The following is a 9,897-nucleotide window of genomic DNA, read 5'->3' as shown; positions in this document are numbered from 1 at the left end:
TCGTCAGCTTCATGCATTACGATCTCGGGTATATCGACTTGGAACAGAGGACCTTGCAGACCATCGACAACCCGTTCGGCACGAGGTTGTCACCCATGTCTTAAGTACAATCTGTTACCCATGTCTCCGGGTTGGACACGCGGGATTTGGTGCCGCTTAGGTGACTCGAACACCTGACCCCATCATTACGAATTAGCTCGATACACGAATAGCGTGTTTTAAAAATAAGCCTAATTGTCCACCAACGCGTTGATTTCAATAGCTTTTACGGCAAAAAGCACATAACATCTCCTGGTTGTAAAACAACCTATGGTGGCGCAAATAAGGTGGTTTTCCTTATTTGTGTTTGTTCAATCGGGAGATGTTCCATGTCGCGTATCAAGCTTACAGAACGAGTTATCGATCGGCTGGCAGCGCCAGATCCCAGCGGCAAACAAGTGTTGCATTGGGATGCCGATCTGAAAGGGTTTGGCGTCCTTTGTTCGGGCGTCACCAACTCAAAAACATACATCGTCCAGCGCACGCTGCCCGACGGACGGACGCGCCGCGTCACCGTCGCGGCAGCGAATGAAATGGATCTCGCAAAGGCGCGGGAGGATGCTGCTGAGATGTTGGTCGAGTTACGCAAGGGCAAGGACCCGAAGCTGCGTTCTGCCACCCTCCAGTCAACGCTTGATGGCTATCTCAAAAAGAAGGGCGAGAAGCTCAGCGAAGCGTCGGTGCAGAACTATAGGACGATGGTCGAGCGGCATCTCAGTGCCTGGCTGTCGAAGCCGCTGACTTTCATCACTCGCAAGGCTGTCGAGGACCGCCACGCTGCAATTGCCAAGGAGATAGCCGAAGCAGGGGGCGGGAAGGGCGAGAGCAGCGCCAACGCCGCGATGCGAACTCTTCGCCTCCTCTGGAACTTTGCCGCGAAGAACGATCCCTCGCTCGCTGCCAATCCAGTTAATCTGCGCGGGGATTGGTATGAGGAAAAGCGCAGAGATCGGATCGTTGAGGCAACCGATATGGCAGGCTTTTACAATGCCGTCGTCGCCCTGCCCAATCCCGTGGCTCGCGACTACATTCTGTTCGTTCTGTTCACCGGGCTACGGCGACGTGAGGCGGCCATGCTCAAATGGGAGCATGTCGCCTTCGACCAAAAGCTGATCCGGATTCCAGCGAACAACACCAAGGCAAAGCGGAAGCTTGATCTGCCTATGACGGACTTCGTTCGCAATCTGCTTGTCGCCCGCCGAAGCGTTGGAAAAGAGCCAAGCGGCTACGTCTTCCCGTCGCACGGCAAGAAGACCGGCTACATTGCCGAGCCGAAGTTTCCTCTGGATGCTGTCGGCAAGGCCTGCGGTGTCAGCGTGTGCGTGCACGATCTGCGCCGCACGTTTATCACCGTGGCAGAGGAAACGGAAATTAGCCCGATGGCGTTGAAGGCGTTGGTCAACCATTCCCTCGGAAAGGACGTGACAGAGGGCTATGTGCAGATGAGGGTTGAACGTCTTCGTGCTCCGGCTCAGAAGGTTACGGACAGCCTGAAACAGCTATGCGGCATCGTTCCCATTGATGATGAAAAGGTAGCCGTGTTGGCGTGAGCAAACGTTCCGCTTGTGGGTTTTATTTAGCGCCCCTATTGTAGTGCAGTCCGTAGGCTACCTGCTGAGGTGGCATTGGGCCTTTCGGGGTCGTACCCGTATATACGACCCATCCAAACGACAGGCTCTCGTGTGCAAACGCGCGCGAGGGCTTTTTTGTTGTTCAGCTCCCGCGCGTCCTTGGCCAACAGCAAAAGGATGCCTGTTATGGAATTGAATCTGCATCTCGACAAACGAGCCGACAACCTTGTCTCGGCTGTTGCCGGGGACGATGAGGACCTTCTGAATACGGCTCAGACCGCAAAGCTTCTAGGCGTCAGCACCCAGTGGCTTGAGATCGGACGGACGAAAGGCTACGGCCCCCCGTTCATTCGCATTGGACTGCGCAACATCCGTTATCGGCGTGACTCACTGCGCGAATGGCTGAAAAGCCGGGCAGAGTACCGCTCTACACGCGAATACGCTTAGCCTTTGGTCGAACAAAAAAACGCCGGTCCTCAGGGACCGGCGCTGGAACTGGTATTGGACGAAAAAGAAGGAGCCGAGGTGTCTTGCGGACCGACCTTGGACCAACTCCCCCACAATATAGCCGCGCGATTCTAACCAGTAAATGACGTCGGCTAATGAATTTCCCGAAGCTCCGCTCCGCTCTCAATTTCAGCTACGACTCAGACGGAATTGTGCGCGACAACCGCGACAACTTCATCACGGCTGTTGTGGCCGCGACTATTACAGCACACCCAGTGGGCACAGAGGCTGCAATCCTACTTGCCCACGCGACGGCTTGGGTTCGGGCCCAGGTGGACCTTACGCGACCGCACAAGGGCAGATGGCAGTGGAGCGACGATACCCAACTAAAAAGGTTTCTGACCAAGCAGATTGCCCGTGCCCAGAAGCACGAAACAAAAATCCGAGCCGGCAGGCAAAAGCGTGGCCTCGTTCCGGGGACAGCACCAAACCGGCGCTCCGATCCGATGACGCCTTATGCCGCGACCCAAACGTTGCAACGCGAGTTGATGGGTTTCCTGACAGCTCTGCCTTTTTGGAATCCGGTCGAGCAGATGGATGCCTATCTGGCGGAAGGTCCTTCGCTTGAAGCCACTGTTCCCCGACTTCTCATTGCCGGTTCCGCCGGCTTGGGCAAGAGCACGATGTTGCTGGGATTGCTCGCCGACCTGTTCAAGTCCAGCGTAGCCCGAGGGGATTTGAAACGCCGTGTCTTCTATCTCTGCCCGACCATAGAGCTGTGTGGAGAACTGGCCCTTAAGTACCAGGTAGTGGGCGGGCGGGGCATTGTGATACGGGGCCGCACGCATGGGCTCGCGAAGGACCCAGAGAACACACCCTGCCTCAAGCCCCGCGACGTTGAAATCGCCGCCAGTGCCGGGCTCTACATCCAAAGCTCGCTTTGCAAGCGATACGACGAAGACACCAAGGTCTTTCATACCTGCGAGCATTTTGAAAACGGGTGCAGGTACTACGCACAGGCGGATGCAAGTGCCGACATCGTTTTCATGACACACGACATGGCAATGCTGACACTAGATCAGGACCTGTTCGGCAAGGCCGATCTCTTAGTGATTGACGAATCCATACTCAGCAAACTGACCAGCACCGGCGGCGGCATCGCATTCGACGACATGTTGCAGAGCGAGCATCTGGCGCGCCTCCATGCGGTGCTGTCCGACGACCCAAAAGCCGACCCGATCCAGACGCTCTTAGCGATGGGCCTTACGTGGCAACAGCTTCGCGATGAACAGGTTGCTATGGAGGAAGCCGACAGGGCTTCGCGGAGCAATGTCGCCTATCCGGGCATCGACAGCACGAAGCTGGCCAAAAACGCTTCTGCCTTTAAGAAGGAGCGCAGCAAATCGACCACCATCCGCATGCTGCGGAACCTCAAGAACGAGATGAAGGCAGGCCGGACGCATGGCACGCGGTCATTCACGTTTGCGCCCGAAGTGGCGGTCGCGGCGACCGAGAAGGTTCCGGCACATACGACGAAGCTGATATTCCTTCAGCACCGGCCAAAGGTGAAACTGCTTCGGCAGGACTTGCCGGTCCTGATGCTCGACGCAACTGGCGATGCGAGTCTGATGGCACACAGCTTCCCCGGCATTGAGCAGGTAACGATAGAGGCTGAGCGCAATGCCTACGTCATCCAGACGACCGGCAACAGCGGAGCGATGGGTAAGATCGGAAACATCTCCACCGATAAGTACCGCGAGGAAGTGGCCCACGTGGCGCGCGATATGGCAAGCAGGCGCGGCAGGCGGGGCCTAGTGGTCGCAACGAAGGAGTCGCTGGAGCTTGGCCTGCAACAAATGCTCCCCGAGGGGGTTGATGTCATCTACTTCGGCAATCTGCGGGGCATCGACAGATACAAGGATCACGACTGGATCCTGATTGCCGCGCGCATGCAGATCAGGGCGCTGGAGGCGGAGCGCTATGCCAAGGCGCTGGCCTATGACAGCTTGCAACCTCTGTCGTGTCCGGGCAGCTACACCGAAACCCTCGTTGGCTACGATCTGTCCAGCTACGAGGATAAGCAGGGCATCCATGCCGTCAGGCACGTGGATCCGTTGGTCGAGGCAATACGGCGGCAGTTCACCGAGGCAGAAAGCGTCCAGGCAATTGATAGGCTCCGGCTGGTGTTTCGGGGATATGATGGCGATTTGGCCGATCAATCGGCGCAATGGCTTAGACCTGGCCCGTGCGCATTCGTTTGCGTTCTGTCCGAGGTACCCTTGCCGGGCATCATCGTTGATGAGTTGGCGCCGTATAAGGATGTCGTCGGACGCACGGGCGAGAGGGGCGGAGGTGGCGGCCCCGGCAGTCGTCTCAAGAAATGGTATGACGAGCTTGGGGGTGTTCTTCCGATCCAGAAACGGAAGTGGTTGGCTCAGCGCTTTGGAGTGACGGTCCGAGCGGTGGACAACACCATCGATGACTTCAAGAAGCGAGGTGACGGAGACTTCCAGAAGCTGCTGGACGCGGTGCCGGTGTACGTGCAGGGCATGACACCGGGCACCATCTATGCGTCATCGCGCCAAAGGGCACTTGAGTTTAGCCGGGACTGGCAGGAGGCAGGACAGCGGTAGTCCCTCCGGCCGTAAAACACTGCAAACCCTATATATGCACTTATAGCTTTTGCAGTGTTTTTGCACTGGAAGGAATATCGCCCCGCGTTTCCCGGAAATATCGGGTGATCACGAATTCCGAGCGGCAGCGCTATTTTCTGCGCCCCAGCTTCGCACCGCATGCATAGCGGCAGCGTCTTCGGACACCAGTCCCGAAAGGCCACCCTTCTAGCCGATTTTCCTTATTGCTAAAACAACTTGCATCATAAGGCGCTGTAAATGTTCAGCTTTACGCTTCACAACAGCTAATATACTGTTAGCTGGCTCCCTAGTTTTGAAGCAAAACTACATAACAGTCACATAGCGGGTACACATTGGACGCCTCCTATCCAGTCCGTCGAAAGATTAAGGGCAGAAGCGGGGTCACCAACGGCAAAGAGCTGTTGCCGGGTATCGATGGCCGGTCCAAGTGGGCGCGGCGCCTGCATGATCTAATTGCCAATCACGTCGCTGACCTCGGTGGACCCGGCCATGTCACACAGTCGCAGTACATTTTGGTAAAGAGCGCAGCAAACGCGACGATTGTTCTTGAGCAATGGGAAGTCCAATTCGCTGGCGACGGTACTGTTAGTCTTCCTGCACTGTTGGCGTATCAGTCCGTTGCAAACAGCCTTCGGCGCATCTTCGAGACGCTGGGTCTCAGCCGCGTTGATCCCCCTCAAGACGGCAAGGTAACTTACGACGTCAGCAAGCTCACCCCTGACGAGCAGCAACGCCTCAAGCTCCTGAACCACAAGGTGGGCGAGGTCGGAGTGGGGGGCCTGTCGGAGAACGATGCGGGAGAGATGAAGATGCTCCTGGAGAAGTGCGTGGGCAGGGGCTACGGCGCTTCTGTCACAGAGCCCGGTCCTCGTGACCGTCCATTCCACGAGATCGTCTATCCAAACTATTCGAGGCGATGAAACATGCGTAGCGGCGACATCATAAAATCACGGCGCGGGCACAAGTGGATCATCGGCTATGCGGTCGAGGAAGGCGCCTACGAACGCGCTCTCGGCAAGGGCCGTCACTTTTTCCTGATTCGCGCTATTGACTGGAATGGCACGCCCAACCTGCTGTTCACATTGCGCCCCCAATCCGACATCCGGAAGGGTTGGCAGCGCAACGACTTTGAAGTCGGCTATTCGTCAGCTGCGTACTTGAATGGTTCGGTGTCGCTTGTGAAACAGGACACGCTCCATTTCGCGGTGCCCGCTACGGCAGAAGTTCACCCCTTCATGGAGACGCATGACGGCAAGATGCTGGTCAAAGCGTCGGGCTTCAATGACCTGTTCGTCGCGGTGCAATATGATAGCGACAGCGGCGGCTCAGACCACCTCATTTTGTGGCGTTGGCAATTCGCGCTGCTGATGCAGCGTGACCGCGACGGTAAGCCGCCCATCGATTTTTCGCAAGCGCAGGGCCGCATAGCGCGGCCGGAGGAAATCTGATGACCGTAGCAGTTGGCGATATCATCGTATCGGGGTCAGGGCTGCGGTGGTGCGTCTTGGGCTTCGTTGGCAACGCATCCGGGACACAGGACGCGAAGCTGATCCGCAAAAACAGCGAGGGCGCTTTCACTGGACTCCAGAAGGACGCCGAAATGCTGATCCCGGTGGAGACACCTGTTTTCGAGTCCGGCGATGCAGTGACGATTGACGGTTTCAAGGGCACGTACATGAGCCGCGATGGCGACGTGGCGCGCATCATGCTGGAACCACGCCGACGCCAGTTATCGAGCGGCGGATTTGTTCAGATCGAGGCCGGCGTTGCCCGCGCCAGCTTTGCCCTGCTCGTCGTCCAAAATCGATCACCCCTTTAGGAGAAGAACCATGGCAACCGTTGCCGATCTGGAACAAAAACTGCACGTCTCGCCCTCAATCGATGAGAGGGTCTTCGACCACTTTGCTGCAAGGCAGAGAGGCAACGTCAAGCCCGAACCCGACCTGGAGCATGTCGCCCTATCAGGAGCTATGCGGACCGCAAGGGAGGAGGCCAGCGCGCTGGTCGCTCTCGCTGAGGCTGTGTACGGGGATGCATCGCAGACGCCCGAACAAGCCGTGATCCAGCTCGCTGCCGCCGCGCAGAAGACAGGTGAGCGCGTTGCTGCGCGTCTTGTCGCTGCCAACGCGAAGGTGGATGCCACCATTGCTTCAATTGAAAAGGCCACGTTCGCCCCGGAGGGTGCGTCCCCGCTGGACCCTGAAATTCGCGCCGCGCTGAAGGACATGACCGCCGATCAACGCTCCGAAGCTCTCAGCGAGGCATTGGAAGCTGGCGACATGACGCTGATCGGTTCCGTGCTGCGCGCCCCTGGGCTGCTGACGCGGATGAAGAGCGCTGAGCTTGCCTCGCTCAGGCACCGATACCAGCAGAAGCATTTTCCGGCTGAGATGGCCCGTTTGGAGCGCCTCAAGAAGATGCGCGCCGCGGCAGACGTAGGCGGCGGAGCATTCGTCAAGCTCGTGAAGCAGGTCGGCGACGGCAGATTCGGCAACTTCACCAATGCAGCTATCACCGCCCGCACGAAGCGCGAAAGCGCGCTGGCGGCACATCAACAGGGGGCATGAACATGGCCAGTCCAGACCTAATCCACAGCTACTATGTCCACTCAGCCATCTACCCTGACGGTCCACTGCGCTTGCCGCGACGCATTGCTACGGATCGGTTGGAGGCGATCCCGGAAGCCTACCGTGCCGCATACGACTACATCGAGGAAGATGACCCCGGTCGGGGCTACGAACTGTCCACCGCTATCGCCGATGTCATTCGGGATGGCGAGGCCGAGCTAGCGTCGCTCAAAGCGCAGTTCGAAAAGCTTCAAGTGGAGGGACCAGTAAAGCTCGCCGCCGTGAAGCAGCAGATGCGCGACGACGCGATCAATACGACCGTTCAATTGTCGCTCGCGAAAGCCGGGGCACACGAAGGGCTGGTTGAAGGCGCTATGTCGATACTGAAAAAGAGGAATGAGTTTGAGGCGGAGAAGTCTGATGAGGGCACCTACGCCGTGCTCGCCCGGACAAGTCTTGGACTCGCTCCTGTTGATGGCGTCGTCCAGCAGTTCATGCAGAGCGAGGAAGGGGCAGCATATCGCGGCAAGCCCGCTCGCCCCGCCGCTGGCAGTCACTTCAACCGGCTTAGTGAGCGGCTTAAGCTGCGCCATTGAGGAAGCGCGCAGGGCTGGCCGCCCCGCGCGCTTATCACAACTCAGTTGGCTTCGGCGATGATCAGCACATACGGTTCGAAGGCGTTTGCTTCCTGAAAGACAACCTGGGCCTCAGCCACGGAATGCGACCGCCATTTACTTCCCATGCGGACTTCAATGTCCCCGCCTGTCGCGTCGCGAATGGCGGTCAGCGCGTCGATTAGTTGCTGAATCGTCATTCCTTCACCTCCGACGGGGCAGCGCTGACGGTCGCTCCCTTACCAAAGGCGAGCGTCTTCTCCTTTGACCGCTTTGGCTTGACGGTCGAGTAGCGCATCGAACCGTCCTTCACGACGCCGGCAATTTCAACGCTGCTGCGCTTCACGTCGCCGATCAGCGAATAGGCGGCCTGCTTGCTAATCGAAAGTGCGTCGGCAATCTCTGCCACGCTAACGGCACCGGCAGTTAGCATTTCCTGCACGCGGGCCTTTTTGGTCTGTGGCTTGTTTGCTGCAACGTCTTTGCTCTTGGGCATGTGATGTTCTCCTGTCTGGCACGTCCTTGTTGGACGAAAGCAGACTAGGACAACATTCCTAGTTGGTAGAGCGACTGGCAGTTGTCATCTGAGCTTTAGGTGTTCTCTTGGATCAGCTCCGCAGCCCGATCAGCCGGAAGCTTTCCGAATGCTGTGGACCAGTAGCCACCCCCGTGAGGGGCAAACAGTGCTTCGGCAAAGTCGGTCAGTAGTTCCATCAGTATCGGTGAGTCGGGTCGGATCGGAACCCCTCGCCTTTGAAGCTCGTCAATCGTTTGCTTAAGGTGAGTGGCGTATTCCGATGGTGCCTTGCGGGAAAGACTCCGGTGCTTCACCAGCACTGTCACGGCCCCCAGCAATCCCATTGAGACACGGAAATGTTCGTCATCCAGCAGAACGCGATCAAGCATTGCCTTCCCCCTCCTACGTTGCTCCCGCGCCGCCCACACACTTGGGGCGATGCGCATGCTTGTCGCGCTACAGGGCCCGGCTTTGGCCGCCTGTCGGCTACGCCGCCTACGCCGCCTCACCGAGATACAGCGCTTTTACAATGGCGAACGTGATTTTTGCAGTCGGGATAAACAGGATTGAGAAGCCCAAAGCGTAGAAAGCAGAGACAACAGCCCTCCCAAGAAAATTCGAGCAGTCGAGAGCCTGATGCTCAAGTACGAAAACATCTCTGCTGCTTTGGAGCGCTGAGGTGAACATAGAATCAACGAAATACCAATCGAACCGTCGGTTTGCATACATTCTTTCGACGATGACATTCGTGAGAAGGTAGCCGGAACCAGTGTATAGATCGGCCAGATACGCCTCGTCTTCTGGGAACTCCTCCTGCTGATTGTCATCATCCGGTTCGGGTTCTGGCTGTGGTGGCTTCCTTGCCCATTCCGATTTGAGGAAAACTGATCTTATAAAGGCGTGTGTAAGGGAGGATACTTCGCTTGGAAAACTGAGCGACGGCACTCCAAATATAGGGTGCCGCTGTTCATCGTCATTCGACCCCACAAATATTCCAAGCAGATTATCCAAGCTCGCTCGGGTCAGGTTCTCGGTAGCGATCGAATCCATGTACTTGACGTAGTCAGCAACGAGAGGGTGCTGCTTGATCTGTCGTGGAGCAAAGATCGTATAAAGAAATGACCCGATCCCGAGAAACAACAATCCAAAATATAGATTGTAAAATCGCAGGGGAGCGTACGCTCCTGAGGAAGATTGCGGGATCGACACGTACTCGATTCTATCGAAAACCAACCCTACGTACGATTGGAGGTTTTGATTGAAAATTATCAAATACCCTATGAAGGGTACCAGTATCGTCAACCGGACAGCAGGAGACTGACCGAAGTTCGAGATGAACGACCATCGAATGACTTCACTCAAATTCGACAGACGCAGGCCGGCACCGCTAACAGTGTCAAACCACCAAGATCGAAAAGCTCTCCACATGGAAAGGAAAAATTTCAACGGATGCCCCCCGGGTGGCTCAACCTAACAACCCCTATGAGA

12 protein-coding genes are annotated in these 9,897 nt (G+C 57.0%); 8 read left to right on the top strand and 4 right to left on the bottom strand.

What is annotated here, in order from left to right; genetic code table 11:
• Positions 1 to 368 precede the first annotated feature (368 nt).
• From NKH93_RS06780 to NKH93_RS06745, 8 genes are all read left to right on the top strand, one after another.
• Complete coding sequence (locus tag NKH93_RS06780) at positions 369 to 1,589, top strand: tyrosine-type recombinase/integrase (RefSeq protein WP_352871245.1); 1,221 nt, start codon at positions 369 to 371, stop codon at positions 1,587 to 1,589.
• A 207-nt stretch (positions 1,590 to 1,796) separates the two neighbouring features.
• Positions 1,797 to 2,057 (top strand): helix-turn-helix transcriptional regulator, encoded by a 261-nt coding sequence (locus tag NKH93_RS06775; RefSeq protein WP_352871247.1) that lies wholly within the window; start codon positions 1,797 to 1,799, stop codon positions 2,055 to 2,057.
• A 155-nt stretch (positions 2,058 to 2,212) separates the two neighbouring features.
• On the top strand, positions 2,213 to 4,690 hold the full coding sequence (locus NKH93_RS06770; RefSeq protein WP_352969723.1) for a hypothetical protein: 2,478 nt from the start codon (positions 2,213 to 2,215) through the stop codon (positions 4,688 to 4,690).
• Between the two features lie 353 nt (positions 4,691 to 5,043).
• Positions 5,044 to 5,631 (top strand): hypothetical protein, encoded by a 588-nt coding sequence (locus NKH93_RS06765; RefSeq protein ID WP_352871250.1) that lies wholly within the window; start codon positions 5,044 to 5,046, stop codon positions 5,629 to 5,631.
• Positions 5,632 to 5,634: 3 nt separating this feature from the next.
• The gene (locus NKH93_RS06760) at positions 5,635 to 6,159 is read left to right on the top strand and encodes a hypothetical protein (protein ID WP_352871252.1); all 525 of its coding nucleotides are present in this window, start codon (positions 5,635 to 5,637) and stop codon (positions 6,157 to 6,159) included.
• Positions 6,159 to 6,530: a hypothetical protein gene (locus NKH93_RS06755; RefSeq protein WP_352871254.1), complete on the top strand. Its 372-nt coding sequence runs from the start codon at positions 6,159 to 6,161 to the stop codon at positions 6,528 to 6,530. The genes NKH93_RS06760 and NKH93_RS06755 overlap by 1 nt, the downstream gene beginning before the upstream one ends.
• A gap of 10 nt (positions 6,531 to 6,540) precedes the next feature.
• On the top strand, positions 6,541 to 7,278 hold the full coding sequence (locus tag NKH93_RS06750) for a hypothetical protein (protein WP_352871256.1): 738 nt from the start codon (positions 6,541 to 6,543) through the stop codon (positions 7,276 to 7,278).
• Complete coding sequence (locus tag NKH93_RS06745; RefSeq protein ID WP_352969719.1) at positions 7,275 to 7,874, top strand: hypothetical protein; 600 nt, start codon at positions 7,275 to 7,277, stop codon at positions 7,872 to 7,874. The genes NKH93_RS06750 and NKH93_RS06745 overlap by 4 nt, the downstream gene beginning before the upstream one ends.
• 41 nt (positions 7,875 to 7,915) lie before the next feature.
• Here NKH93_RS06745 and NKH93_RS06740 read toward each other — a convergent pair whose 3' ends face one another.
• The 4 genes from NKH93_RS06740 to NKH93_RS06725 form a co-directional block, all read right to left on the bottom strand.
• The gene (locus NKH93_RS06740) at positions 7,916 to 8,092 is read right to left on the bottom strand and encodes a hypothetical protein (protein WP_352449263.1); all 177 of its coding nucleotides are present in this window, start codon (positions 8,090 to 8,092) and stop codon (positions 7,916 to 7,918) included.
• Positions 8,089 to 8,388, bottom strand: coding sequence for a helix-turn-helix domain-containing protein (locus NKH93_RS06735; protein WP_352871260.1), 300 nt, complete (start codon positions 8,386 to 8,388; stop codon positions 8,089 to 8,091). The genes NKH93_RS06740 and NKH93_RS06735 overlap by 4 nt, the downstream gene beginning before the upstream one ends.
• A gap of 95 nt (positions 8,389 to 8,483) precedes the next feature.
• The gene (locus NKH93_RS06730) at positions 8,484 to 8,798 is read right to left on the bottom strand and encodes a hypothetical protein (protein WP_352871262.1); all 315 of its coding nucleotides are present in this window, start codon (positions 8,796 to 8,798) and stop codon (positions 8,484 to 8,486) included.
• 106 nt (positions 8,799 to 8,904) lie between these two features.
• Positions 8,905 to 9,855 (bottom strand): hypothetical protein, encoded by a 951-nt coding sequence (locus tag NKH93_RS06725; RefSeq protein WP_352969716.1) that lies wholly within the window; start codon positions 9,853 to 9,855, stop codon positions 8,905 to 8,907.
• Positions 9,856 to 9,897: the final 42 nt, after the last annotated feature.

Source organism: Mesorhizobium sp. M0954 (genome assembly GCF_040319155.1).
Lineage (GTDB): Bacteria > Pseudomonadota > Alphaproteobacteria > Rhizobiales > Rhizobiaceae > Mesorhizobium.
The sequence above is the reverse complement of the archived record's forward strand: the minus strand, read 5'-3'. Positions and strand labels throughout refer to the sequence as shown.

Excerpts from the sequence above, each read along its gene's own strand:
- NKH93_RS06745 (WP_352969719.1), top strand. The coding sequence starts at position 7,275 with ATGAACATGGCCAGTCCAGACCTAATCCACAGCTACTATGTCCACTCA.
- NKH93_RS06755 (WP_352871254.1), top strand. The coding sequence starts at position 6,159 with ATGACCGTAGCAGTTGGCGATATCATCGTATCGGGGTCAGGGCTGCGG.
- NKH93_RS06730 (WP_352871262.1), bottom strand. The coding sequence starts at position 8,798 with ATGCTTGATCGCGTTCTGCTGGATGACGAACATTTCCGTGTCTCAATG.
- NKH93_RS06760 (WP_352871252.1), top strand. The coding sequence starts at position 5,635 with ATGCGTAGCGGCGACATCATAAAATCACGGCGCGGGCACAAGTGGATC.
- NKH93_RS06770 (WP_352969723.1), top strand. The coding sequence starts at position 2,213 with ATGAATTTCCCGAAGCTCCGCTCCGCTCTCAATTTCAGCTACGACTCA.
- NKH93_RS06750 (WP_352871256.1), top strand. The coding sequence starts at position 6,541 with ATGGCAACCGTTGCCGATCTGGAACAAAAACTGCACGTCTCGCCCTCA.
- NKH93_RS06775 (WP_352871247.1), top strand. The coding sequence starts at position 1,797 with ATGGAATTGAATCTGCATCTCGACAAACGAGCCGACAACCTTGTCTCG.
- NKH93_RS06740 (WP_352449263.1), bottom strand. The coding sequence starts at position 8,092 with ATGACGATTCAGCAACTAATCGACGCGCTGACCGCCATTCGCGACGCG.
- NKH93_RS06735 (WP_352871260.1), bottom strand. The coding sequence starts at position 8,388 with ATGCCCAAGAGCAAAGACGTTGCAGCAAACAAGCCACAGACCAAAAAG.
- NKH93_RS06780 (WP_352871245.1), top strand. The coding sequence starts at position 369 with ATGTCGCGTATCAAGCTTACAGAACGAGTTATCGATCGGCTGGCAGCG.